The sequence below is a fragment of the Jannaschia sp. 2305UL9-9 genome, from assembly GCF_041403465.1.
In the GTDB taxonomy this organism is placed as follows: Bacteria; Pseudomonadota; Alphaproteobacteria; order Rhodobacterales; family Rhodobacteraceae; genus Jannaschia.
In genome coordinates, this window is record NZ_JBGEHM010000004.1 from 31,420 (window position 1) to 57,245 (window position 25,826).

Genomic DNA, 25,826 nt, shown 5'->3' on the forward strand with positions numbered 1-25,826 from the left:
ACACTGGACAGTAGGCACAATGACTGGATCGAAAGCCCGGCTGGGCGTGGATATTGGCGGAACCTTCACGGACGTCGTTCTGGAAACGACCGGGGGAGAGCGCCATTCCACCAAGGTCCTGACAACCTACGCAGCCCCCGAGAATGCCATACTGGAGGGGATGGGCCGCGTTTGCGCCGCAGCCGGGATCGATCCGGGCGCGATATCGCAGATCATTCACGGCACGACATTGGCAACCAACGCGCTGATCGAACGGCGCGGCGCCAAGACCGCGCTGATCACCACCGAAGGCTTTCGCGACGTGATCGAGATGCGCACCGAAAGCCGCTTTGAACAATATGACCTGAACCTGACCCTGCCCGAGCCGCTGTTGCCCCGGCAGATGCGTTTCACCCTGTCAGAACGGGTGACGGCGGATGGCGCGACCGCAATTCCGCTGGACCGGCCAGAGGTGGAGGCGCTTGCCGACCGCCTCGCCGAGGCGGAGGTACAGAGCGTGGCCGTCGGCCTGCTGCACAGCTACCTCGATCCGATCCACGAACGCCTGGTGCGCGATGTACTGGCCGAACGCCTGCCCGAGGTGTCGGTTTCCCTGTCGTCCGATGTCTCGCCCCAGATGCGCGAATACGAACGGTTCAACACGACCGTGGCCAATGCCTATATCAAACCGCTCATGGCCTCCTACCTCGGACGGCTGGAACAGAGGTTGGCCGATGCGGGCGCGGATTGCCCGGTGTTCCTGATGCATTCGGGCGGGGGCATCATGTCGGTTGCCGATGCCTCGGCCTATCCGGTGCGCCTTGTCGAAAGCGGGCCCGCGGGCGGAGCCGTGTTCGCGGCCCATATCGCGATGCAGCACGGCCTCGACCGCGTGCTCAGCTTCGACATGGGGGGCACGACGGCCAAGATCTGCCTGATCCGGGACGGCGCGCCCAAGACCGCGCGCGTCTTCGAAGTGGCGCGCAGCTATCGGTTCAAGAAGGGATCGGGGATGCCGATCTCGATCCCGGTCATCGACATGGTCGAAATCGGGGCCGGCGGCGGATCGCTGGCATCGGTCGACGCCATGGGACGCATTCAGGTCGGCCCGGAAAGCGCAGGGTCGGAACCCGGCCCTGCCTGCTATGGCCGCGGGGGCGAGCGTCCCGCCGTGACGGATGCCGACCTCGTGCTGGGCAAGCTGGACCCTGCGAACTTTGCCGGCGGGACGATCCCCCTCTACCCGGACCGCTCCGCTGCCGCGTTGGCGGCACATGTCGGGGACCGTCTTGGCATGGATGCCGAGTCCGCCGCCCACGGCGTGGCCGAAGTGGTGGACGAGACGATGGCAAACGCGGCCCGCGTTCACGCCGTCGAAAACGGCGAGGATCTGTCCGGCTATACCATGATCGCCTTTGGCGGCGCGGCCCCGCTTCATGCCGGGCGGCTGGCCCAGAAACTGGGTATTTCGCGGCTGCTGGTGCCCGAGGGTGCGGGTGTCGGCTCGGCCATCGGGTTCCTGCGCGCGCCGGCCAGCTTCGAGGCGACGCGCTCGGCCTACATGCGGATGGGTGATTTCGATGCTGATGCGGCGCGGCATCTTCTCGCAGAACTGTCGCAGGAGGCGACCGGCTTCGTACGCAGTTGCGACGCAGAGGCGCGGATCGATACCGAGGTGAAACTGTTCATGCGCTACGTCGGACAGGGATGGGAAATTCCCATCACCCTCGACGCCGATCTTGCGGCTGCCCCCGATGCGGATGCGATCCTTGCGCGGTTCGAAGCGGATTACGCAAGGCTGTTCTCGCGCACGGTGGCGGGACTGGACGTGGAGATCACGGTCTGGGCAGTCAACGCCGCGACCGCGACCGACGCCGTGGACCGGATCGCCGCCGCGCCGGCGGGCCACGCGGTTCAGGGCGTTCCCCGTCGCCTGTTCGACGCAGGCCTCGGCACGCAGGCACAGGCCCACGAGGTCGCCCGTGCCGACATTGCGACCGGTGCGCGCGTCGCGGGCCCAGCCGCCATCGTCGAGGACGAGACGACGGTGATCGTACCCGTCGGCTACACCGCCATCCGACAGCCCGATGGCTGTCTCGACCTCATTCTTTCGAACACCCAAGCGGAGGACGCGGCATGAGCGTTGCTGACGTAGCTCTCCAGGTCATCTGGACCCGCCTCATCTCGGTGGTCGAGGAGCAGGCACAGGCCCTCGTGCGGACCGCTTTTTCCACCTCCGTACGCGAAGCCGGTGACCTGTCCGCGGGTGTCTACGATGCCGAGGGGCGGATGCTGGCGCAGGCCGTGACCGGCACGCCCGGTCACGTGAACGCCATGGCAGATGCGGTTGCGCATTTCATCGAGGCCATCGGCCTCGACACCATGGCCGAGGGCGATGTCTACCTGACCAACGATCCGTGGCTGGGCACCGGTCACCTGCATGACATCACGATGGTCACGCCGTCGTTCCTCGATGGGCGGCTGGTCGGTTATTTCGCCTGCACGGCGCATATTGTGGATATCGGCGGACGCGGCTTTGGCGCGGATGCCGCCTCGGTCTACGAGGAAGGGCTGCGCCTGCCGATCATGCGGTTCGCCGATCGCGGCACCGTCGACCCGGCCCTGATCAGGATCGTGCGCGCAAACGTGCGCGAACCCGATCAGCTGGTCGGAGACCTCTATGCCTTGGCCACCTGCAACGAGATCGGCCACCGCCGTCTGGTCGAAACCATGCGGGAATTCGCGCTGTCCGACCTGGCACAGGTATCGGACTTCATCCTTGGCGCATCCCGCCGCGCCACGTTGGAGCGGATCGCAGCCCTGCCCCGCATGACCGCAATGGGGGAAATGACGGTGGACGGCTTTGCGACGCCGATCACCCTGCGCGCGACCGTGACCGTGCATGAAGACAGGATCGTCACCGATTTCGATGGAACCAGCGCCGTCGATCCGAAGGGCATCAATTGTCCCCTGGTCTATACCAAGGCCTATGCCTGCTATGCGTTGAAGGTCACGATCGCGCCGGACATTCCCAACAACCATGCCTCGCTGGCCCCGTTCGAGGTGACGGCCCCGGAGGGGACGATCGTCAACGCCGTCCACCCCGCGCCGGTCGCCCTGCGCCATATCGTCGGGCATTTCGTGCCCGACACGGTCTTCGACGCCTTCGACAAGATCGTGCCCGATCTCGTCCCCGCCGAGGGGGCCGGGTGCCTGTGCAACTTCCAGGTTTCTGTGCGGCCCACGGGCGCAGGCGGGCGTCGCGCAGAGGTGCTGACCTTCAATTCCGGCGGCTCGGGCGCGCGACCGACGGCGGACGGGCTGAATGCGACGGCCTTTCCGTCCGGCGTGATGACGATGCCGGTCGAAGCCACGGAACATGCCGGCCCGGTGGTGATCTGGCGCAAGGAATTGCGCGAAGGATCCGGTGGCGCGGGCGAACGTCGGGGGGGGCTGGGTCAGCATATGGAGGTCGGAACCCTGCCCGGTCACGAGTTCGACCTGCAGGCGATGTTCGACCGCCGCGACCACCCGGCCCGTGGCCGCCGCGGCGGGGCCTCCGGTGCGGCCACGCTGATCGGGCGTTCCGACGGCGCGGCGATGCAGGTGAAGGGCAAGCAGCATGTTCCCGAAGGCGCCCGCGTCGTCATGGCGTTTCCGGGTGGCGGTGGCTACGGCGATCCGGCGGCACGCGACGGGGATGCCGTCGCCCGCGATCTGGCACGCGGCTACATCGACGCGGCGACGGCGCGGGATGTCTATGGCATGCCGCAGGACAGGGTCGATGCGGTTCTTGCCGCCGCACGCAAGGGGACGGACATCTGATGGCAACAGCGACGACGCCCGCGCATGGCACATATGACGTCATCATCCTCGGCGGCGCGCAGATGGGCGCGTCGGTCGCATGGTGGCTGACGCACGAGGGGTTCGACGGGCGCGTTCTCGTGCTGGATCGCGACCTGACTTTCGAAAAGGCCACCACGACCCATACCAACAGCTGCATCCGGCAGCAGTTCTCGACCGAAATCAATGTCCGGATCAGCCAGTTCGGAGCGGAGTTCGTACGCAACATGCGCGACTGGATGGGTGGGGATGCGCGCGTGCCCGACCTGCCGATCCACGACTATGGCTACATGTATCTGACCAGTACCGAGACGGGCGCGGCAACCCTGCGCAGCTCCTACGAGATTCAGCGCGCGGCAGGGGCGGGCACGCGCCTGATGTCCCCCGAGGAAATCGCCGCGGAATACCCCTTCTACGATCTGGATGGCATCCTGCTGGGCAGCCACGGCACCCGCGACGAAGGCTACTTCGACGGCCTCGCCATGGGGGACTGGTGGCGCCGCCAGTCGCGGGAACGGGGCGTGGAATGGGTCGAGGCCGAGGTGACGGCCATCGGTCGCGACGGTGACCGGGTCACGGGCGTCACCCTGAGCACGGGCGAAACGATCGGCTGCGGCATGCTGGTCAATGCAACCGGCCCGCGCGCGGCCGTCACGGCGGTTATGGCCGGAATCCCGGACCTGCCGGTAGAGCCGCGGCTGCGCTACACTTGGATCTTCAAGGCCGAAAAGCCGCTGGACCGACGCCTGCCGCTGACCATCGATCCGTCGGGCGTGCACGTGCGCGAAAACGGCGGCGGCACCTATCTGGCCGGATGCAAGCCGCATGACGACACGCCGCCCGCCTTCGATCATTTTCCGATGGAGGACGCGATCTGGCAGGACCACGCATGGCCCCAGATCGCCACGCGCATCCCCCAGTTCGAGGCGATCCGCGTCACCGCCGAATGGGCCGGGCACTACGAATACAACCATTTCGACCAGAACGCGATCCTCGGCCCCCATACGGAGGTCGGCAACTTCCTGTTCATAAACGGGTTTTCGGGCCACGGGTTGCAGCAATCTCCTGCGATGGGACGCGGCCTTGCCGAATGGATCACCCATGGCGCCTATCGCAGCCTCGACCTTACACCCTTCGCCTATGACCGCATTCCGGCCAACCGCCCCTATGTCGAAAAGGCGGTGATCTAAGCCCGCGCCCCACCAACCATCTGGCACGGGTTTTGCGACCTGCCCCCTGCATATCATCCAGCCCGCACCTGCCCGGGTGATCCGCGACTTTCCCGTGCTGGGGGACGCGCGTCTGTCGCGTGCAGCACCATGGTTGCCGTCCTTGCTACGGCAGGGAATCCTCGGCTGCTGAATTCTACGCCGAACGGGGTCCGATGGCGCCCGACGATCCGGCAAACACCTGTCACGACGATCCGATTGCCTGTCTCGCTCTAGGCAACAGCAAGCGCGCGCATCTTAACCTGTGACGCGAAGACGATGGCTGGCCTCCGGCGCCGCCCCCCACGACCACTAAAAGGAGAGACTACATGACCTATACCAAAGCCTTGGGCGCCGCGCTGGCGGCCACCCTCGCCGTGTCGGCCCCTGCGCTTGCGCAGACAACCTGGGTCATGGCCTCCGGCTATCCCGAGGACAGCTTCTTCACGAAGAACATCCGCATGTTCATCGAAGAGGTCGAAGAGGCGTCGAACGGCGAGTTGGAGATCGATCTGCGCCCCAACGGCGAGCTGATCAAGCTGGACGCCATCCGCCGCGCTGTTCAGTCCGGCCAGATCCAGATCGGCCAGATCCGGTTCGGCGTCTATGGCAACGAAAGCCCCATGTACACGCTGGACAGCCTGCCCAACGTGGCGGGCGACTACGAATCCGGCTGGGCCCTGATGGAGGCGCAGAAACCTTGGTTCGACGAGACCTTCGAGGCCGCGGGCGCCAAGGTCATCAGCTATTCCCCTTGGCCGGGCCAGGGGTTCTATACGACCTTCCCGGTCGAGGATGGCGCCCAGTTCGAAGGTGTGAAACTGCGCATCTATTCCCCCGCAACCCAACGGATGGGAGAGCTTCTGGGCTTCGAAGCCACGATCCTGCCTTTCGCCGAAGTGCCGCAGGCCTTCTCGACCGGTTTGATCGAGGCGCTGTTCACGTCGGCCCAGACCGGCAACGACATCCAGGCCTGGGATTACGTCGATCACTTCACCTACACCGGATCGATGCACAACAAGAACGGGATGATCGTAAATCAACGTGCTCTGGCGCGCCTGTCGCCCGAGTTGCAGGAGGCCATCATCGCCGCAGGCGAACGCGCGACCGAACGCGCGTGGGAGATGAGCCGCGAAGCCGGTGACGCCACAACGCAGCGGCTGCGCGACGCGGGCATGACCGTCAGCGATGCCTCGCCCGAGCTTCAGGCGAAACTGGCCGAGATCGGCGATGCCATGATCGAGGAATGGAGCGCCGAAGCCTCGGAGGCGGAGCTGGCCGTCCTGCAGGCCTATCGCGACGCAACGCAGTAACACCCCCCGGGGGCGGCGCCTTTCGGGGCGCCGCCCTTTTACTTGCAGGAGACCCCACATGCGCCGCACCGTCCATGCCCTTGCCACTGCCTGCGGCTGGCTTGCCGCCGGTTTTCTTGCCGCGATCGCGGTGGCCACATTGGTCCAGATCGGCGCGCGCCAGTTTGGCCACCCGATCGAGATGACCGAACTTTCGGGCTTTTTCCTCGCCGCTTCGACCTTCCTCGGTTTGGCCTACACCCTGATCGCCGGCGGACATGTGCGCGTCAGCCTCGTGTCGCAATTCGTGCCCGACGGCGTGCGCCGCATCGTCGAGTTGTGGTGCTGCGCCATAGGACTCGCGATCACCGGCTTCATGACATGGCAGGTCGGGTTCTTTGCACTCGAAACATGGCGCTTCAACGAACTTAGCCCGGGCCTGCTGGCGATCCCGATGTGGATACCGCAATCGGCCGTCGCTTTTGGCCTCGCCGTTCTTGTGCTGGCCCTGCTGGAACAGGCCGTCGTCGTCTTGCGCGGGCAGGAACCGGACTATGCGACCAACGATGATGGCGTGGCGGAATAGGCATGGATCCTGTCGCGCTCGCCTCGCTCGTCCTTGTCCTGTCGCTGCTGGTCCTGCTGGGCAGCGGTGTCTGGATCGCCCTGTCCCTGCTGACGGCCGGGTTCATCACCTTCGCCTTCTTCGCGCCGCTGCCGCCCGGATCGATCCTTGCGTCGACGATCTGGGACGCCAGCTGGAACTGGGCCCTGACGGCCCTGCCCCTGTTCGTCTGGATGGGCGAAATCCTGATGCGCTCGGGCCTGTCGTCCAGCCTGTTCCGGGGCCTGTCACCGTGGGTCGCGGGGCTGCCCGGCGGGCTGATGCATGTGAACGTCATCGGGTGTGGCGTGATGGCGGCGGTCTCCGGCTCCTCCGCCGTGACATGTGCAACCGTCGGCCGCATGAGCCTGCCGGAACTGCGCGCCCGCAACTACGATCACCGGATGATGGTCGGCTCACTGGCCGGGGCGGGCACCTTCGGCCTGCTGATCCCGCCGTCGATCATCATGATCGTCTACGGCGTCGTGGCACAACAATCGGTTGCACGCCTGTTCATCGCGGGCATCCTGCCGGGGCTGATGCTGGTCCTGCTGTTCTCGGGCTACATCGCCATCTGGTCGCGTCTGAACCCCGACCGCAACGGAGACGTCCCCCCCGCCATGCGCCTGCGCGAACGGGTGCGTGCCTCGGGTGAGCTGATCCCCGTGGTCCTGTTGATCGTGGCCATCATCGGGTCGATCTACGGCGGCATCGCCACCCCGACCGAGGCCGCCTCGATCGGGATCCTCGGGGCGCTGATCCTTGCAGGCATCAACCGCACGCTCAGCCGCCAGATGTTCATCGACAGCCTTCTGTCGGCCACGCGCATTTCCTGCATGATCGCCTTCATCATCGCCTGCGCCGCCTGCCTGTCGATCGCAGTCGGCTTTGCCGACATCCCGCGGGTCGTCGCATCGTGGGTCGATGGCATGAACTTGTCGCCCATCGGCCTGATCGCGGTTCTGACAGTATTCTTCCTGATCTTGGGATGTTTTCTCGAAGGAATCTCGATCCTCGTCCTGTCCAGTTCGGTCGTCCTGCCGATGATCCAGGCGGCGGGCATCGATCCGATCTGGTTCGGGGTCTATGCGGTGATCGTCATCGAATGCGCACAGATCACGCCACCGGTCGGTTTCAACCTGATCGTGCTGAAGTCGATGACAGGGCGGGGCGTCGGAGAGATCGCGAAGGCAACCCTGCCCTTCCTGTTGCTGCTTTTGTTCGCGATCGTCCTGATCGTCGCCTTCCCGGCGATCGTGACATTCCTGCCGAACCTGATGTTCAGGTAGGGTTCGTGCCGTCGCGGGTGCGGCCCGCATCATGACGGCGCGCGGCCGGAAACACACCCGGAACATCGGCGCCCGCGATGCTCCGGGTGACCGATATGTCTAGCCCTCGGACAGGGCCTTGAGACGTGCCATCAGGCTGGAGGTATCCCAACGCCCGCCGCCCATGGCCTGAACGTCCTTGTAGTACTGATCGATCAGGGCCGTTCCCGGCAGCGGGGCGCCGATCGCCTCGGCCTCCGACAGGCAGATCGCAAGGTCCTTGCGCATCCAGTCGACCGCGAAACCATGATCGTATTCCCCGGCCAGCATCGTCTTGTGGCGGTTGACCATCTGCCACGACCCGGCGGCGCCCCCCTGAATGACATCGACGACCGCCTCACCGTCCAGTCCGGCTTTCTGGGCAAAGGCCATCCCCTCGGACAACCCCTGCAACAGACCGGCGATGCAGATCTGGTTGACCATCTTGGTCAGCTGGCCCGCGCCGACATCGCCCATCCGCTTGGTCAACTTCGCATAGCTGGCCATGATCGGTTCGGCCCGGTCGTAGTCGTCCGACGCGCCACCGCACATGATGACCAGCTGGCCGTTTTCGGCCCCGGCCTGCCCGCCGCTGACGGGCGCATCGACATAGGCGATCCCCTGTTCGGCGGCCGCTTCGGCCAATTCCCGCGTGACGCCGGCGGAAACGGTGGTGTGATCTACGAACAGCGACCCTTTGGCCATGCCGGCGAATGCCCCGTCCTCGCCGAGGCAGACGCCCCGCAGATCGTCGTCATTGCCCACGCAGGCCATCACGATGTCGCAGCCCTCGGCGGCCGCGCGCGGCGTCTCGCCGTGACCGCCGCCGTGCTTGGCGACCCAGGCCTCGGCCTTGGTGGCCGTACGATTGTAGACCCGCACCGCATGACCGGCCTCGGCCAGGTGGCCCGCCATCGGCGCCCCCATGACTCCCATTCCCAAAAACGCGACGTTGGCCATGACGACCCTCCCTTTGCATCCATACTTGCAGACGGTTAGATGCAGGCCCGGGCCATCGGGTCAACAGGGGGTTTACTGAATGCAGCAGGTGTTTCGCTGGTCCTTCCGGATCGTCACCCTGACCTTGATCCTGCTTGGCGTGGCGCTTGCGCTTGCGCTCTGGCTCGCCTCGCGATCCCTGCCCGAATACGATCAGACACAGGAGGTGCGCGGCCTGACCGCTCCGGTCGAGATCGTGCGCAACACGCACAACGTGCCCCATGTCTTCGGTTCGACCGATGACGACGTGTTCTTCGGCCTCGGCTATGCCCATGCACAGGATCGCCTCTGGCAGATGATCCTGCTGCGCCGGACCGCGCAGGGGCGCCTGTCCGAGATTTTCGGCAACCGGACCCTGCGCACGGACGAACTGTTGCGCAGACTTGGCCTCTACCGCGCGGCAACGGCCAGCGTCTCGGCGCAGGATCCGGACACCCTCGCCATGCTCGAGGCCTATGCCGCCGGAGTGAACGCCCGGATCGACGTGCTGAACCGTGACGCCTCGGGCCGGGGCGCGCCGGAATTCTTCCTGTTCGAACCACAGGTCGCGCCGTGGCAACCGGCGGACAGCATCGCGGTGGTCAAACTGATGGCCCTGCAACTGTCCGGCCATGTCGGCGAGGAGGTCCTGCGCGCACGCGCCTCGCTCCTGCTGCCCGAGGAGAGGTTGCGCGATCTGCATCCCGACGTTCCCGGCGCAGGAACCGCCGAACTGGCCATGGCCGCCGACCTTTTCCCGACGCTCGGGCCCCGGCACTACGCGTCTTCGGAGCGCCCCACCCTCTGGCCCGTGCCCGAGCGTGGGCTGGCCGGTGCGTCGAACAGCTTTGCGGTGGCAAGCGACCATTCGGCGGCGGGCGGTGCCCTGTTGGCAAACGATCCGCATATGGGCCTGACCGCGCCGACCCTGTGGTATCTCGCCCGGCTCGAACTGACCTCCGGCGGGGTCATTGGCGGCACGATCCCCGGAATGCCGATTATTCTGGCCGGACGCAGCCAATCACTCGGCTGGGCGCTGACGTCCAACTACATGGACGATCAGGACATCCTGATCGAGCGCCTGAACCCGGACAATCCGCAGGAATACGAGACGCCCGACGGCTTTGCGGCATTCGAGACGGAGCGGTCGATCATCACCATCAAGGACGCGCCCCCCGTGACCCTGACCCTGCGCCGATCCGTCAATGGACCCATTCTGACCGGCAGCCAGTTCGACCTTGGCACGGTCACGCCGCCGGGTCATGTCGCCGCAATGTCGTGGACGGGCCTGTCACCCGAGGATACGTCGCTGCGCACCGGGCTGGACCTGATGCGCGCCACGACCATCGAGGATGGCCTGATGGCGGCCCGTCATTTCGTGGCACCTGCGCAGAATCTGATGCTGGCGGATCGGAACAGGATCGCGATGCAGGTAATGGGGCGGCAGCCCGCCCGCGACCCCGCCCATCAGAGCCAGGGCCGCATCCCCGCGCCCGGCTGGATCGCGTCGAACCGCTGGGATGGTCTGCGCCCGTTCACCGACAACCCCGTCTGGCTGGACCCGGCCTCGGGCCTGTTGGGCAACACGAACAACAAGGTCGTCGATCGTCCCTTCCCCGGCCACCTGACATATGTTTGGGGCGACAGTCAGCGCGTGCAACGCATGGAACGCCTGATGCAAGCGCGCGATATCCACACGCGCGAAAGCCTGATCGAGGCGCAGCTCGACACGGTTTCGAACGCCGCGCGCGCCCTCCTGCCTCTGGTGGGTGCCGATCTGTGGTTCACCGGTGAGGCGGCGCCCGCGGGCACCCCCGAACGCCGACGCCAGACAGCGCTACAACTTCTGGCGGCGTGGAACGGCGAGATGTCGGAACACCTGCCGGAACCGCTGATCTACGCGGCCTGGATGCGCGCCTTGCAGGATCGTCTGATCCGCGACGACATCGGCCCGCTCGCGGATGCCTACAACCGGCTGGAACCGCTGCTGATAGAACGGGTGTTCCGCAATACCGACGGGGCGGCGGCCTGGTGCGACGTCATTCAGTCATCCGTCGTGGAAAGCTGCACCGACATTGCGCGGCTGGCCTTGGACGACGCGCTTACCTACCTCGACGAAACCTACGGCGGACGGGTCGAAGCGTGGCGCTGGGGCGACGCCCATGAGGCGCGCCACGATCACCCCGTATTGGGCGACGTGCCATTTCTGGGGGCGGTGGTGAACATCCGTCAGTCGACCTCGGGCGGGGACAACACGTTGAACCGGGGGCGAACGTCCGGCGAAATGCCGACCCCCTTCGCCAATGTTCACGCGGCCACCTATCGCGGGGTCTATGACTTCGCGGATCCCGAGAGTTCGATCTTCATCACTTCCACGGGCCAATCCGGTCACCCGCTGTCGCGTCACTACGATGACCTCGGGGAATTGTGGCGCAGGGGGGAATACATTCCCATGACGCTCGATCCGACGCTGGCCCGCGCGGGCGCGGTCGGGGTGACCACGCTCCTGCCGATGCAATAGGGCGGATCGCCGCCTCGGGGTCAGGCCCCGGACGTCAGCATCTTGCCAAGACGCGGCAGGCGGGCGCGCTTCATCAGGGGGCGCAGCGGCCACCGCTCTCCCGACAGACGCTCCGCCGTGGCGCGCACCCCTTCGACCACATCGGCCACCGCGCGCCCGTCCTGCATCCACAGGTCCATCAGGAACGCGTCCGGCGGTTGCAGGTCGATCCCCTCGGCCGCGACATCGGCACGGGGAAAATCGCGAATGTTCAGGGTCACCAGACGATCCACCCCGGCATCGGATGCGGCCGCCAGAACGTGAATATCGTTCTCGTCCGGCAACCACAGACGCGCCTGCGTCGCCTCGCCCGGCCTTGTTTCGGCCCTTGGCCAATTCGCCCGCAGCAGCGCGATCTCGCCGCGCGCCACGACCTCGCCCCCCGGAATCTTGCGGGCGGCGCGGGCCCATTCCTCCAACACCCGCGGGGACCAGAACGGCTGATAGAGCCCGGCACCGGCACACCCGATCAGGATTTCGCGCAGGACCGTCGGGTAAAGGACACAGGCGTCCAGAAAGACCTTCACGGCAGCAGGCGGAAAGTCAGCGCCTTGAGGTATCCCGTTTCGGCCAGTTGCGGGTGTACGGGGTGATCCGCCCCGGCATATCCCGTGCGGATCAGCTGCGCGCTGCGCCCGGCGCGACCGATCCCGCGCACGCAGGCGGCATGGAACTTGACCATATCCGCCGCATGGCTGCACGAACATAGGGTCAGATAGCCGCCCTGCTCCACCAATGGCGCCGCCAACCGGGCAACCCGTTCATAGGCGCGCAGACCGGCGGTCAGGGCCGGTTTCGCAGGCGCGAAGGCGGGGGGGTCCGCCACGACGACGTCGAACAAGGCTCCCTCCTCCGCGAGGGCGGTCATGACGTCGAAGGCATCGCCCTTGCGGGTCGCGAAATCTTCAGCGCGGCCCATCGCTTCTGCCCCGGCTTCGGCCAGAGCCAGCGCCGGCGCAGACCCATCGACGGACAGCGCCTGCCTCGCCCCCCCGGCCAAGGCAGCGAGGGCAAAGCCGCCGACGTGGCTGAACACATCCAGAACGCGCGCGTCCTTTGACAGTTCGGCGACAAACCCATGATTCGGTCGCTGGTCATAGTAGAGACCGGTCTTCTGCCCCCCGGTAAGGTCGGCCATGTAGGTCGCGCCATTCATGGTGACCGGCACCGGCGCATCCTGCCCACCGGCAAGCCAGCGCGTCTCGCCCGCCAGCCCCTCAGCACTGCGGGCGCGTCCGCTGGCGTTCAGCAGAACCTGGGGCATGCCCAGCGATCCGAGGACGTCGGCGAAGACCGACGCCATGTCGTCGGCCCAAGCCGCATTCGGCTGCAAGACGGCAAAGTCCCCGAAACGGTCGATGACCACACCGGGCAGGCCGTCGCCTTCCGCGTGCACGAGGCGATAATAGGGTTCGGAAAACAGCCGGGTCCGGTGGTCGAGCGCCGCAGACAGCCGCTGCTTCAGCCAACCGGCATCGATGCGCGCAGTGGGGTCGCGGTCAAGGACACGCGCGCCGATCCGCGACGACAGGTTGACCGCGACCGTGGCGATATCCACCCGCTCGGCGTCCTGCAGGACGGCGATCGTCCCGGGCGTCAAGGCGCGGGCGCGTCGGTCAGTCACGATATCGTCTGTATAGACCCAAGGGTGCCCGTGGCGCAGGCGGCGGGCATCGGCCTTGGGTTTCAGGCGCAAAACGGGGCGGTCGGAGGACGCGGGCGTATCAGTCATGCCCTGCCCTAGCGCTGCCCCGGCGCGGGTTCAATGTCCGACCCGCAGGGCCGGGCAATCGGATCAGGCTTCTGCGGTGCGGGCAGGAAGGCGGAAACGCGCGGCGACCGATGCGAACAGCTCGCGGACATAGGCGGCACGCAGGGCACGGGCACGGTTTTCGATTTCTACAAAGTCGATTTCAACGGTATTGGGCATCTTGCTTCTCCGGTTTCGGACACCGTGACCCCCATGGCCAAGCGTCCGTGTTCCTTGAGACCGATATACGTGTGCAGGTGCAGAATGACCAATGCACGCGCAGAAACCCCGTCCTGCGTCAGCCGCATGATGGTCTTGCCTCAGACAGATATTCCAAGCCTGCCGACGCAGTCGTCGCGCCTGCCAAGGTGACGATGTCCGCCCCGTGCGGGACCATTCGGATCGTCCGCTACGGACGAGGTCTTTGCCCGTCGTGAAGCGATCATCGTCGGGATCGTGTCCGGTGCGGCATTGGCATGTGATCAACGCACGTCCGGCAGATCGGGCAGATCCCCCAAACCCGGCAGGTCCGGGAGATCCGGAAGATCGCCGAGGCCTGAAAGGGAGTCGTCTTCGGCTTTGGCGCCGCCGCCCGCCGCGACCTTTGGTGCAGGCATTCCGGTGTCGTCCCCGTGGATAGCGGCGGTCCGATCCGGGGCAGAAGACTGTTCGCCGCCAAGCGCCCTGCCATCGACAAGGGCCATGCCGGATCGGACCGGAATTTCCTGCATGCGATCCCGGTCAGCGGTCTTCCGGTCGTTCGGGCAGGTCTGGATGCACACCGCGCGCGCGCCATCGAGTTGACCGAGCCGCGCGCCGATCCGTGCACCGACGGGCATGCGAGGCCGGGATGCCGCGCCCAACCCAAGCGACCCGGGCGTCAGCCGCAGATCCTGCAAGGCCTGCCCCTCCACCTCGATCAGGTCCCCCGGTCGCAGGGCGACCAAACCGGCCAAGGTCATCTTGATGGGCGGCAGCACGGCCTCCAGGCGGACGGGGGCGGATCGGACCGTGGCATCCATCTTGCGCGACCACTCGGGATCGGGCTGAACGATCTGCACATCGTCCTCCGCCTCGTCGCCTGCCCCGTCCGGCAGCAGCAGCGTCAGGGTCGAACTCCGCGCGCCATCGCCGAGGGACAGGTCGATTGCAACCGTCAGATACCGTGCCGCCGTCAGAACCATGGGCAGGGATGCCGTCCCGGCAAGATAGGTGCCCGCCCGCATCCGCCCGGGCCGCGGCCCCCAGTGGTCACGCGGAAGCAGGGTCGCCGCCTGATCCACGAGGTCCTGCGCAAAAGGCTGCAACAATGCGGCATCGATACGCGTCGGACGGCGGGCGGGGCGGGCGGCGCCCTCGACCCGGCCGATGGTCTGCACCTCGATCATGCTGTCGACGAGGGCCCCGTCCAGAACGATCGCACCGCTGGTCATGGACAGCCGTTCGGCGGACGGCTCCGCCATACCGGCGGGTTGCGGTGGGTTTATCATCAGGCACAGGCCAAGGTCCGGCAATCCGTCGAAGGCCGTCTCGGCCGCGCCGCTGTGCGATGTGCGCGCGCGGACGGACAGGCCGAGGGCCGGGATGCCGTCCGCAATACGCATTGCCGCTGTGGCAAGGGCACGCTCCAACGGCGATGGTGGCTGTGGCGCCTCCGACGTTGCGGGTGCGGTCATGCCCGCCATGTGGCGAAGAATGGATTTGGACGAATCGCTGGGCATGAAACTCGGCAAGCTGAAGATGCGAGACTGTTCTGGCCCATTCAGGTTAACAAAGCCTTGCCCCCACATGGGCCCGCATCATTGCGCAGCTTCCTGAACGTCGCTCACGCCCGGCAGGCGCACGCGGAAAGATGCGCCATTGCGGCCCGGCAGATAGTCTATTCCCCCGCCAAGTCTGGCCATCACCTCGCGGCAGATGGCGAGGCCGAGGCCGGCACTTCCGGCTGCGGCCTGATCGCTGAGGCGGGCGAACTTCTCGAAGATCAGCCCCCGGTCGCGCGGCGCGATGCCTGCGCCGTTGTCCGTGAAATCGACAAGAACGTCGCCCCCCACATACGTCACGTCGATGCGTAATTCCGGCGCATCCGCCGTGCAGTATTTCGCGGCATTCGTGATCAGATTGATGAAGACCTGGCTGAGACGGTCAGGGTCCGTCGCTATGGTGATGTCCTCGCCCCCTGGCGTGCGCAGAACACGCAATCGCGCCTGCGCCAAGGAAGACGCCCGCTCGGCACGATCAAGAACATCGCGCAGCGTGACATGTGTCTGCGTCAGTTGAGCCTGCCCGTTCTCAAGAACGCTGAGGTCCAGCAGATCGTCCAGCAACCGGGTCAGGCGCTGGCTTTCATCCAGTATGATCCCGGAATACCGCTCGGCCTCCTCCGGCTCCAGCCCGCCACTGCGCAAAATCTCCGAGAAGGCACGGATCGACGTCATGGGCGTGCGCAGTTCATGACTGACCTGGCTGAGAAACGCGTCCTTCTGCACCCCGAGCGCGGTCAGCTTGTCGTTCGCTTCCCGCAATTCCCGCGCGGTTCGGGTCAGTTCGGTGGATTGCGCTTCGAGGCGGGCCGAATACTCCATGATCTGCGCGGTCTCGTCCGCCACGGCCATCAGGTCCTCGACGGATACGGCGGAATCGCCGGTGATGCCCGTCACCATGGCGTTTGCCGTCGCCGCCCCCACGGACCCCGCAAGGCGCCGTTCGAGACGTTCGATCATGTCTGGTGTCGGTTCGGGCAGGTCGCCGTTGCGGCCCTGGGCGCGCGCCTCCTGCGCGAACAGATGCTGCGCCTCGGCATCGCCCAGAATCCGCTGGGCCATCACCATCAGTTCCTCGGCGCCGGCGCGACCGCCCTGACGTCCGCGGGGCGTGGCGGCGCGGTCGAAAACCTGCACGAACCTCGGGGCCTGAAGCTGTTCCAGCGGGGATGGCAGGCTGAGCAGGGAAACGACGCAGAACGCCAGACAGTTCAGGCCGAGCGAGACGATGACAGCCGACAGCAACGGGTCGCCGGACACGCCGAACATCGCCTGCGGGCGCAACCATTCCACCCCCCATGGGCCGGACGCGAGGATCCCGTCGATGGCCGCCCCGCCCGCAAACACCGGCATCAGCATCGACCATGCCCAAAGGGCGAACCCGGTCAGGATGCCCGCCCCGGCCCCAAGACGCGTCGCCCCTTTCCAGAACAGGCCGAACACCAGCGCGGGCAGGACCTGGGCCACGCCGACGAAGGAGATCAACCCGATCGAGGCGAGCGCAGCCGTGCCGCCCGTGACGAGATAGTAGAGATATCCCAGCGCCAGCACGATCAGGATGGATGCACGCCGCGCGCGCAGAACAACGGTCCGCACATCGCCGGAAATCGTGGCCCGGCCTTCGCCCTGAAACGAAAGCCACAGGGGCATGACGATATGGTTCGACAACATCGTCGCAAGGGCCACCGCCGCGACGATCACCATCGAAGTGGCCGACGAGAATCCCCCGAGGAAAGCCAGCATCGCCAGCCCGTCCCGCCCTTCTGCCACCGGCAGGGTCAGAACGAAGAGGTCGGGGTTCGACCCCGCAGGCATGCGCGCAAGGCCCGTGACCGCGATCGGCACCACGAAGACCGACATTGCCATGAGGTAGAGCGGGAAGGCCCATGATGCCGTCATGAGATGGCGTTCGTCCGTGTTCTCGACCACCAGCACCTGAAACATGCGCGGCAGGCAGATCACCGCAGCCCCTGACACGACGATAAGGCCCGCCCAGCGCCCCGGTGTCGCGGTCCAGTCGGCAAGTGGCGAAGCCTCGATCGCCCGTCCAACGCCCACGAGTCCGTCGTTCAGCCCCCAGACGACGAACACACCGACCGAACACAAGGCGATCAGCTTGACCACCGCTTCGACCGCGATGGCGCTGACGATGCCGTGGTGACGCTCTCCGGCGTCGAGTCGCCGGGTCCCGAACAGGATGGTGAACACGGCCAGTCCTGCGGCGACCCAGAAGGCAAGCGACGTCAGATCCTCGGCCAGCGTGCCGGGCGCGGCGAAAACCGCAAAGCTGAGCGTGACCGACTGCAATTGCAGGGCAATGTAGGGCGTGGTGCCCACGACGGCGAGGATGGTGACGAGGACCGCCAAGGCGTTCGACTTGCCATAGCGGCTGGAAATCATGTCGGCGATGGAGGTGATCCGCTCGGTCCGCGCGATATGGACCAACTTGCGCAACAGCCACCACCAGCCGATGAATACAAGCGTGGGGCCAAGGTAGATCGTCACGAACTCCAGCCCCGACCGCGCGGCATATCCGACCGCACCATAGAACGTCCAGGCCGTGCAATAGATCGACAGGGACAGCGTATAGATCCACGGCCCGCGCAAAAGGGTCATGCGCCCTGCCTCGGCGGCCCTTTCTGCCATGAAGGCCACGATGAACAGGAAGGCGACGTAGACGACGCACCCTGCAACCAGCAGGTTCAGCGTCAGGGTCACGGTGCCCCTCCGGGGGCGTCCCCCTCGTCCCCCGTCGAATGGGGGGTCTCGGACCGGATGCGATGGGCAATCCAGATGGCGAGGATGATCAGGCCCGCCCAGGCGGCAAAGAGATAGACAAGCCATGGCCGGGTCGCACCGGTCGCGGCATCCGAACCCGACAGAACGAGGTCCGGCAACAGGAGGGCCGCCAGTCCGAGGACAGGCAGCAGCCGCGCCGCGTCTCGCAACCTGTCCTTTCGCCATGCCTGCCGTTGGGCCGCGCTGGCAGCGCTGCTGGGCGAAGCGGGTCGATCAGCGGCCATCGTCCACCGCGCGGCCCGGCGCGATCAACCCGTCGACCGCGTCCAACAGATCCTGATTGGAAAAGGGCTTGGTCATGAACCGGCTGACGCCCAGCGCCTCCGCACGCTCCCGGTCCTTGGTTTGCCCCTTGGCGGTCAGCATCATGACCGGCAAGTCGGGGCGATCCCCCTCGCGGATCGCGGCCAGCACATCGAAACCGGATCTTCCGGGCAGCATGACGTCCAGAACGACGACATCGGGCGCATGGCGCACGATGGCATCAAGGGCCGTCGCGCCATCCGAATGGGTCGACACGCGCCAACCGGCACGTCCGAGAATGAAGGCGATGGCCGTCGCGATGTTCGCCTCGTCCTCGATCAAGAGGACGCGGCGTGGCGCGGCAACGGGACCGTTCGGATAGGCTTTGGTGCTGTCACTCATGCCCGGCCTCCCCTCCGGTCACGTAAGGCCCGACTGTCGATGCTTCGCCGCGCCATGTCCAGACCCTGTCCGCATCATTGACCGAACCGCGTCAGACAGGTCACGCAGGCAGGATCGACGGTTCCCGGCGTGCCGCGCACCCCTCGCGCGGACAAACCCGGCACCCCGGCCCGACGGGCGTGGCAGACCCGGACCGCACCGCCCGCGTCAGCAACATCGTCGCATGCAGACCCTGCGCCGCCCCGAACGCCGATGCCTGCCGCAGGTCGGCGACCGCATGGGCGACCCACTGCGCCCCGTCCGGCATCTCGATCACGCGGACAAGGGGACGTCCCGGTTGCGACAATGCCTCGTATAGCGGCCAGAGCGGGCAGCCCGCGCCAATCACCGGGAGGGCAAAGCCCGCAACCGGCTTGCGCCGGATCATCGCACCCGATGCGTCGGCCACGACCAGTCCCCGGGCGGCATCGACCACCCCGAGCCTGCGCAGAACGACCGCAGCCTCACCCGCGACCAGTGGCAGGAGGGCATCCGGCTCGGGTGTGGCGGTCACCACATCCAGCGGCAAGCGCGCGGCATCCTCGGCATCCCCCTGAAGCAACGCGGCGGCCATTGCCCGTGCCTGCGGCTCGGTGATCTCCGAAACGATGTCTGGGATCGCGCTCGGTCCCTCGGCCTCCAGCGTCGGAAAGCGGTGACCATGCCCGTCCAGAAAACGCGCGACCATTTCCGAGGGGGTCAGACGGTCATCGCCGCGCGCGGCCGCCCGGTCGAGGTAACCCACGACCGCCTCTGCCCCATCCGCCAGTCGGCGGCTGTCGGCATCGAGATTGGCGTGGAACCGTCCCAGCCAGTTCGGATCGATCTCTGGCGTCTGTGCCAGAATGGAGGCCGTGGACCGCACCACCGAAACAGTCGACAGCAGCTCGTGCATCGCTTCGGCCAAGGCCGGATCATGGGTCAGGCGATCCGACAGGGCCTCGATCGTTCGGGCCTGCGCCGCGATGGTGGCCGATTGCGCCGCGATCACCTGCGCCCAGTCGGGGTTGCGCCGGGCCAGTTCGTCCGCGGTGGCAAGGCTCGACGGGGGCAACCCCTGCGCGGCGCCGGCCGACCGCAACCGCCCCAGCAGGTCGTCGTCCACGCCGGACGACAGCCCCGCGGGGTCGAGGTCAAGCGATTCCGCAAGCTGCAAGAGCAACCGCCCCCCGATCGGTCGTCGGTCATGTTCGATCAGGTTCAGATAGGACGCAGAGATGCCGACCTCGGCCGCAAGATGCGCCTGACGGATCCCGCGGGCCAGACGTTGCTCCCGGATGCGCAGACCGATTGAACCGATTGTTGCCACTCAACCCCCTGTTTCAGCACGATTGCTGCGCCTGCGAATGACCATTTGCCGCATGAGCGCGAAAACAAATTTACACCACAGCCAGCCGCCTTGTCATTTTGTTTACAAAAAAACGTAGCATCCACCAGTGACTTATTGAATTATTTTCATCGCCGGGACGATACTGCGGGTGTCCTGTCAACGCGACAGGCCACCGCCCCTTCAGGAGGAGGAGAGGCGGAACCACCATAAGGGAGGTCTCAATGACCAAATCGAACTTCACCCGCCGTGGCGTGCTGAAGACCGGTGCTGCCGCAGGCGCCGGACTCGCCGCTCCGACATTGTTCACCAGCAACGTCTGGGCCGACGGGCACACCGGTTTCACCAATGCGCCCGGCGCGGACGGTGTCACCCTTGGCTTCAACGTGCCGCAGTCCGGTCCATACGCTGACGAGGGCGCCGACGAGCTGCGCGCCTTCCAGCTGGCGGTCGAGCACCTGAACGGCGAAGGCGACGGCGGCATGCTGTCCACCTTCTCGTCCAAGGTTCTGGACGGCACGGGCATCCTGGGTCGCAAGGTCGGCTTCGTGACCGGCGACACGCAGACGAAGTCCGACGCGGCCCGCGCATCGGCGCGCTCGATGATCGAAAAGGACGGCGCCATCATGGTGTCCGGTGGATCGTCCTCGGGCGTGGCCGTCGCCGTTCAGGCCCTGTGCCAGGAAGCCGGCATCATCTTCATGGCGGGTCTGACCCATGCCAACGACACGACCGGCAAGGACAAGAAGGCGAACGGTTTCCGTCACTTCTTCAACTCCTACATGTCCGGCGCCGCACTGGCCCCGATTCTCGCCGCGCAGTACGGCACCGACCGCAAGGCGTATCACCTGACCGCCGACTACAACTGGGGCTATACCACCGAGGAGGCCATCACCTCCTCGACCGAAGCCATGGGCTGGGAAACGGTGAACACCGTCAAGACGCCGCTGACGCAGACGGACTTCTCGTCCTACATCGCGCCGGTCCTGCAGTCGGACGCCGACATCCTCGTGCTGAACCACTACGGCGGCAACATGGTCAACTCGCTGACCAACGCCGTGCAGTTCGGCCTGCGTGCCCGCGAAGTGAACGGCAAGCAGTTCGAGATCGTCGTGCCGCTGTATTCGGAGCTGATGGCACGCGGTGCGGGTCAGAACATCGCCGGCATCCTCGGCTCGCAGAACTGGGACTGGAAGCTGGAGAACCAGCTGGGTGACCGTTACGCGGGCACCAATGCCTTCGTGCAGTCGTTCGGCACCAAGTACGGCTTCCCGCCGTCGCAGGCCGCACACACCTGCTACGTGCAGACGTTGCTCTATGCGGATGCGGTCACCCGTGCCGGATCGTTCAACCCCTGTGCCGTCGTCGAGGCCCTCGAGGGTTACGAGTTCGACGGCCTTGGCAACGGCCCGACCCTGTATCGTGCCGACGACCACCAGTGCTTCAAGGACGTCGTCGTGGTGCGCGGCAAGGAGAACCCCGAGAACGAGTTCGACCTGGTCGAAATCGTCGAGGTCACCCCTGCCGACCAGGTTACCTACGCCCCCGACCACCCGCAGTTCGCCGGTGGCTCGCTGGGTGAATGTAACCCCGGCGCCTAAGGCACCGACCTTATACCGGGCGGCACAGACCGCCCGCCCCGTCGCGGCCCCACGCGGGCCGCGACGACAGCCCGATATTGTCGCCGCCTTGCGCGGGCCGCGACCATCTTCCTGATCCGATAGCCGCGCCGGGGGCACGTCATGGACGCCATAATCCTACAAATTCTCAACGGTCTCGACAAAGGCAGCGCCTACGCGCTGATCGCTCTGGGCCTGACGCTGATCTTCGGCACGCTGGGTGTCGTGAACTTCGCCCATGGTGCGCTGTTCATGATGGGCGCCTTCTGCGCCGTCACCTTCAGCCGTCTGCTGCAGGTCTCGCACACCGTGGTCGATCCGACCAAGACGGACTTCCTCGGCAACCCCGCAACGGTCGAGGTGCCATATCTCTACGACTGGCTGGGCGAGAGCGCGGGGGCGACCGTGATCGACTGGGCCGTGCCGCTGTCCATCCTGTTCGCCATTCCCGTCATGATCGCCATCGGCGTCTTCATGGAACGGGGGCTGATCAAGCACTTCTACAAGCGTCCGCATGCCGACCAGATCCTCGTGACCTTCGGCCTTGCGATCGTCTTGCAGGAGGTCATCAAGTACTTCTACGGCGCCAACCCGATCCCGACGCCCGCCCCATCGGCCTTCGTCGGCTCGTTCGACTTCGGCCTGATGCTGGGCTTCGATGCGGGATCGATCGTCTATCCCTACTGGCGCCTCGTGTACTTCTTCTTCGCCGCCATCATCATCGCCGCCGTCTTCGCCTTCTTGCAGTTCACCACCTTCGGAATGGTCGTCCGCGCCGGCATGGCCGACCGCGAGACGGTGACCCTGCTGGGCATCGACATCGACAAGCGCTTCACCATGATGTTCGGGATCGCGGCCGCCGTCGCGGGCCTGGCGGGCGTGATGTACACGCCGATCAACTCGCCCAACTACCACATGGGCATGGACTTCCTCGTGCTCAGCTTCGTGGTCGTCGTCGTCGGCGGCATGGGTTCCCTGCCCGGTGCGGTGCTGGCCGGCTTCCTGCTCGGCATCGTCGAGGCCTTCGCCTCCATGACGCAGGTTCTCGAAGTCCTGCCCGGCATCAACCAGATCGTAATCTACCTCGTGGCCATCGTCGTGCTGCTGACCCGTCCGCGTGGCCTCATGGGCCGCAAGGGCGTGATGGAGGAATAATCCAATGACCGACCAGACATCCAACACACCCATCGCAACCGGGGGGGCCTCGCGCCCCGCCACCAGATCCTCCGGCGGTTTCCTCGGCCTGACGAAAAAGGACGGCGGCCTGCTGATCCTCGTGGCGATCCTGGTGTTCGCGGCCCCCTTCATCCTGAACCCCTTCCCCGAAGGCTCGGCGATGGCACAGTTCAACGCGGGCTATCCCGACCTGATGCAGCGTTTCGTGATCTTCGGGATCTTCGCCATCGGCTTCAACATCCTGTTCGGCCTGACCGGCTACCTGTCGTTCGGTCACGCGGCCTTCCTCGGCGTAGGCTCCTACGCGGGCATCTGGTCGATGAAGCTGCTGACGCTGAACGTCATCCCCTCGATCGTCGTGTCGGTGCTGGTGGCGGGCCTGTTCTCGCTACTGGTGGGCTGGATCTCGCTGCGCCGCTCCGGGATCTACTTCTCGATCCTGACGCTGGCCTTCGCGATGATGTCCTTCGCGCTCGCCTATTCCGTCCTGACGCCGATCACCGGTGGCGAGACGGGCCTGCAGCTGAAGTATTTCGATCCCCGCATCCTCGACGGGGCACTCGAGCAAGGCACCACGCCCCGCGCCAACCTTTTTGGCTTGGAGATGGGCAGCAGCTATGAACTGGTCGTCGGATCGTGGCTCTTCACGCTGAACGCGGGCTACTACATCGCGGGCATCGCCATGCTGGCCGCCTTCTACCTGTCGATCCGCATCTTCCGCTCGCCCTTCGGGATGATGCTGAAGGCGGTCAAGTCCAACCAGAACCGCCTGAACTACACCGGCATCTCGCCCAAGCCCTACACCCTCGCGGCCTTCGTGATCTCGGGCATGTACGCGGGCCTCGCCGGTGGTCTGCTGGTGGCGATGGACACGCAGGTCGGCGCGGAACGCATGTTCTGGACCGCCTCGGGCGAAGTTGTCCTGATGACCATCCTCGGGGGTGCGGGCACCCTGATCGGGCCGGTCCTTGGCGCGGGCTTCATCAAGTACATGGAGAACATCGTCTCGACCATCAACGAATCGACCCTGAACGCATGGTTCGCCTTCCTGCCCGATGGCCTGCAAAGCGTCGTCGTCGCCATCATCTACCCCTTCGTGGGCAAGGGATGGCACCTGACACTGGGCCTGCTGTTCATGGCGGTGGTGATCTTCCTGCCCGGCGGCCTCGTGCAGGGCGGTCAGAAACTGGCCACGGTATTCCGCCGTGACCGCAAATCCGCGGATGCCGAAAAGGCCGCCGCAGATCAACGCGCAGCCGGGGAGTAACGGACATGGGCATTCTCGAAGTCAAGAACGTCGGCAAGCGGTTCGGTGGCCTTCAGGCACTGGGCGACGTCAACCTCTCCATCGCCGAAGGCACGGTCCATGCGATCATCGGACCGAACGGGGCTGGCAAATCGACGCTGCTCAACTGCCTCGTGGGCAAGCTGATCCCCGACACGGGCTCCGTCTCGTTCGAAGGTAAATCGGTCCTCGGGCGCAAGCCGCACGAGATCAACCAGATGGGCATCAGCCGCGTGTTCCAGACGCCGGAAATCTTCGGCGACCTGACGGTCATGGAAAACATGATGATCCCCTGCCTCGCCAAGCGCGACGGCTCTTTCGCCCTGAACGGTTACAAGTCGCTGCTTGGCGACAAGGAGATCACAGATCGTGCCGAGCACATGCTCGAGGACATGAACATGGCGGACAAGCGGCACATGCACGCGGCCTCCATGTCGCGCGGCGACAAGCGGCGTCTGGAGATCGGCATGTGTCTTGCGCAGGAACCGCGCCTCCTGCTGCTCGACGAGCCCACCGCGGGTATGGCGCGGGCGGACACCAACAACACCATCGACCTGCTCAAGCAGATCAAGGAAACCCGCCCGATCACCATCGCGATCATCGAACACGACATGCATGTCGTGTTCTCTCTGGCCGAGCGGATCACCGTGCTCGCACAGGGCACACCCCTGGTCGAAGACACGCCCGACAAGATCAAGGGCCACCCCAAGGTGCGCGAAGCCTACCTGGGCGAAAGCTCCGGTCACTAAGGAAGCGGCGGGGCGATCCCGCCCTACCCCCACCGTAGGGCGCGGATCACCGCGTCGCCTCTTCAGGAAGGAACAGACAGATGAACGTCAAACCAGACTTCACCCGCAACGCGAACCAGGCAATGACCGCACCCGCCTATTTCAGCGTCCATGACATCCACGCCTACTACGGCGAGAGCTACATCGTCCAAGGCGTCAGCTTCAACGTCCACGAGGGCGAGATCCTGGCCCTGCTGGGACGCAACGGCGCAGGCAAGACATCTACCCTGCGCACCTGCGCCCGTGTCGGTGACCCGGAATTGCAGCGAGGGGAGATCTGGCTGGATCACCAGCCGCTGCATACGATGAAGGCGCATCAGGCATCCGCCGCGGGCCTTGGCCTCGTGCCCGAGGATCGCCGCATCATCCCCGGTCTGACCGTGGAGGAAAACCTCAAGCTGGCGCAGATCGCCCCGCCCATCGGCTGGTCGCTGGAACGGTTGTACGAGTTGTTTCCCAAGTTGGGCGAGCGGCGCAAGCAGGAGGGCGTGACGCTTTCGGGCGGCGAACAGCAGATGCTGGCCATTGCCCGCGCACTGGCCCGCGATATCAAGCTGCTGCTGCTGGACGAACCCTACGAGGGCCTTGCCCCCGTCATCGTGGACGAGATCGAGAGAACGCTTCACGAGGTGCGCAAGCTGGGCATGACCACGATCATCGTGGAACAGAATGCCGTCCGTGCGCTGGAGCTGTCCGACAGGGCCGTCATCCTCGACACCGGCGGTGTCGTATTCGATGGCACGGCCGCCGAGGTGCTGGCGGACGAAGGCCTGCGCGCCGAATACCTCGCGATCTGACCGACCCAAACGACCTGCGGGGGCACCGGATTGCCCCCGCCTCCGCCCCAAGGGGCAACCGGAGGAG

General features: G+C 65.9%; 21 protein-coding genes. 12 read left to right on the forward strand and 9 right to left on the reverse strand.

All coding sequences use genetic code 11. From position 1 onward, the window contains the following. The first annotated feature begins 19 nt into the window (after positions 1-19). The 6 genes from V6N07_RS15155 (at position 20) to V6N07_RS15180 (ending at position 8,215) form a co-directional block, all read left to right on the forward strand. Entirely contained in the window at positions 20-2,119 is a 2,100-nt protein-coding gene (locus tag V6N07_RS15155) for a hydantoinase/oxoprolinase family protein (protein ID WP_371157293.1), read from the forward strand. Then, positions 2,116-3,804, forward strand: coding sequence for a hydantoinase B/oxoprolinase family protein (locus V6N07_RS15160; protein ID WP_371157295.1), 1,689 nt, complete (start codon positions 2,116-2,118; stop codon positions 3,802-3,804). Before V6N07_RS15155 ends, V6N07_RS15160 begins: the two co-directional genes overlap by 4 nt. Continuing rightward, a complete protein-coding gene (locus V6N07_RS15165; RefSeq protein ID WP_371157296.1) occupies positions 3,804-5,012 on the forward strand; it encodes an NAD(P)/FAD-dependent oxidoreductase in 1,209 nt (402 codons plus the stop codon). Before V6N07_RS15160 ends, V6N07_RS15165 begins: the two co-directional genes overlap by 1 nt. Positions 5,013-5,359: 347 nt before the next feature. Next, the gene (locus V6N07_RS15170; RefSeq protein WP_371157298.1) at positions 5,360-6,343 is read left to right on the forward strand and encodes a TRAP transporter substrate-binding protein; all 984 of its coding nucleotides are present in this window, start codon (positions 5,360-5,362) and stop codon (positions 6,341-6,343) included. 58 nt (positions 6,344-6,401) lie between these two features. Further along, positions 6,402-6,908, forward strand: a complete 507-nt coding sequence (locus V6N07_RS15175; RefSeq protein ID WP_371157300.1) for a TRAP transporter small permease — start codon at positions 6,402-6,404, stop codon at positions 6,906-6,908. Between the two features lie 2 nt (positions 6,909-6,910). Then, the gene (locus tag V6N07_RS15180; protein WP_371157302.1) at positions 6,911-8,215 is read left to right on the forward strand and encodes a TRAP transporter large permease; all 1,305 of its coding nucleotides are present in this window, start codon (positions 6,911-6,913) and stop codon (positions 8,213-8,215) included. Between the two features lie 99 nt (positions 8,216-8,314). Here V6N07_RS15180 and V6N07_RS15185 read toward each other — a convergent pair whose 3' ends face one another. Continuing rightward, positions 8,315-9,193 (reverse strand): NAD(P)-dependent oxidoreductase, encoded by an 879-nt coding sequence (locus tag V6N07_RS15185; RefSeq protein WP_371157303.1) that lies wholly within the window; start codon positions 9,191-9,193, stop codon positions 8,315-8,317. Positions 9,194-9,272: 79 nt separating this feature from the next. On the opposite strand from V6N07_RS15185, the gene V6N07_RS15190 reads away from it, so the two are divergent. Further along, the gene (locus tag V6N07_RS15190; protein WP_371157304.1) at positions 9,273-11,732 is read left to right on the forward strand and encodes a penicillin acylase family protein; all 2,460 of its coding nucleotides are present in this window, start codon (positions 9,273-9,275) and stop codon (positions 11,730-11,732) included. 20 nt (positions 11,733-11,752) lie between these two features. On the opposite strand, the gene V6N07_RS15195 is transcribed toward V6N07_RS15190, so the two are convergent. The 8 genes from V6N07_RS15195 to V6N07_RS15230 all read right to left on the reverse strand — a co-directional run bounded on the left by V6N07_RS15195 (position 11,753) and on the right by V6N07_RS15230 (position 20,076). Further along, entirely contained in the window at positions 11,753-12,298 is a 546-nt protein-coding gene (locus V6N07_RS15195) for an RSP_2648 family PIN domain-containing protein (RefSeq protein WP_371157305.1), read from the reverse strand. Beyond that, complete coding sequence (locus V6N07_RS15200) at positions 12,295-13,503, reverse strand: RSP_2647 family RNA methyltransferase (protein WP_371157307.1); 1,209 nt, start codon at positions 13,501-13,503, stop codon at positions 12,295-12,297. Before V6N07_RS15200 ends, V6N07_RS15195 begins: the two co-directional genes overlap by 4 nt. A gap of 63 nt (positions 13,504-13,566) precedes the next feature. Beyond that, positions 13,567-13,701, reverse strand: a complete 135-nt coding sequence (locus V6N07_RS15205; RefSeq protein ID WP_371157309.1) for an RSP_7527 family protein — start codon at positions 13,699-13,701, stop codon at positions 13,567-13,569. A 302-nt stretch (positions 13,702-14,003) separates the two neighbouring features. After that, the gene (locus V6N07_RS15210; RefSeq protein WP_371157311.1) at positions 14,004-15,197 is read right to left on the reverse strand and encodes a hypothetical protein; all 1,194 of its coding nucleotides are present in this window, start codon (positions 15,195-15,197) and stop codon (positions 14,004-14,006) included. Positions 15,198-15,320: 123 nt separating this feature from the next. Beyond that, positions 15,321-17,996, reverse strand: a complete 2,676-nt coding sequence (locus V6N07_RS15215) for an ATP-binding protein (RefSeq protein ID WP_371157603.1) — start codon at positions 17,994-17,996, stop codon at positions 15,321-15,323. 2 nt (positions 17,997-17,998) lie between these two features. Beyond that, the gene (locus V6N07_RS15220) at positions 17,999-18,307 is read right to left on the reverse strand and encodes a hypothetical protein (protein WP_371157313.1); all 309 of its coding nucleotides are present in this window, start codon (positions 18,305-18,307) and stop codon (positions 17,999-18,001) included. Continuing rightward, positions 18,297-18,728, reverse strand: coding sequence for a response regulator transcription factor (locus tag V6N07_RS15225; RefSeq protein ID WP_371157315.1), 432 nt, complete (start codon positions 18,726-18,728; stop codon positions 18,297-18,299). Before V6N07_RS15225 ends, V6N07_RS15220 begins: the two co-directional genes overlap by 11 nt. Before the next feature lie 100 nt (positions 18,729-18,828). Next, positions 18,829-20,076, reverse strand: coding sequence for a short-chain fatty acyl-CoA regulator family protein (locus V6N07_RS15230; RefSeq protein WP_371157317.1), 1,248 nt, complete (start codon positions 20,074-20,076; stop codon positions 18,829-18,831). A gap of 242 nt (positions 20,077-20,318) precedes the next feature. Here V6N07_RS15230 and V6N07_RS15235 point away from each other — a divergent pair, with 242 nt between their 5' ends. The 5 genes from V6N07_RS15235 (at position 20,319) to V6N07_RS15255 (ending at position 25,759) form a co-directional block, all read left to right on the forward strand. Further along, on the forward strand, positions 20,319-21,695 hold the full coding sequence (locus tag V6N07_RS15235; RefSeq protein WP_371157319.1) for a substrate-binding protein: 1,377 nt from the start codon (positions 20,319-20,321) through the stop codon (positions 21,693-21,695). Between the two features lie 141 nt (positions 21,696-21,836). Further along, the gene (locus V6N07_RS15240; RefSeq protein WP_371157321.1) at positions 21,837-22,868 is read left to right on the forward strand and encodes a branched-chain amino acid ABC transporter permease; all 1,032 of its coding nucleotides are present in this window, start codon (positions 21,837-21,839) and stop codon (positions 22,866-22,868) included. A gap of 4 nt (positions 22,869-22,872) precedes the next feature. Next, positions 22,873-24,156 carry a branched-chain amino acid ABC transporter permease gene (locus tag V6N07_RS15245; RefSeq protein ID WP_371157323.1) on the forward strand — a complete coding sequence of 428 codons (1,284 nt, stop codon included), beginning with the start codon at positions 22,873-22,875 and terminating at the stop codon, positions 24,154-24,156. A gap of 5 nt (positions 24,157-24,161) precedes the next feature. Further along, positions 24,162-24,923: an ABC transporter ATP-binding protein gene (locus V6N07_RS15250; RefSeq protein WP_371157325.1), complete on the forward strand. Its 762-nt coding sequence runs from the start codon at positions 24,162-24,164 to the stop codon at positions 24,921-24,923. An 80-nt stretch (positions 24,924-25,003) separates the two neighbouring features. Continuing rightward, positions 25,004-25,759, forward strand: a complete 756-nt coding sequence (locus V6N07_RS15255) for an ABC transporter ATP-binding protein (RefSeq protein ID WP_371157327.1) — start codon at positions 25,004-25,006, stop codon at positions 25,757-25,759. Positions 25,760-25,826 lie beyond the last annotated feature (67 nt).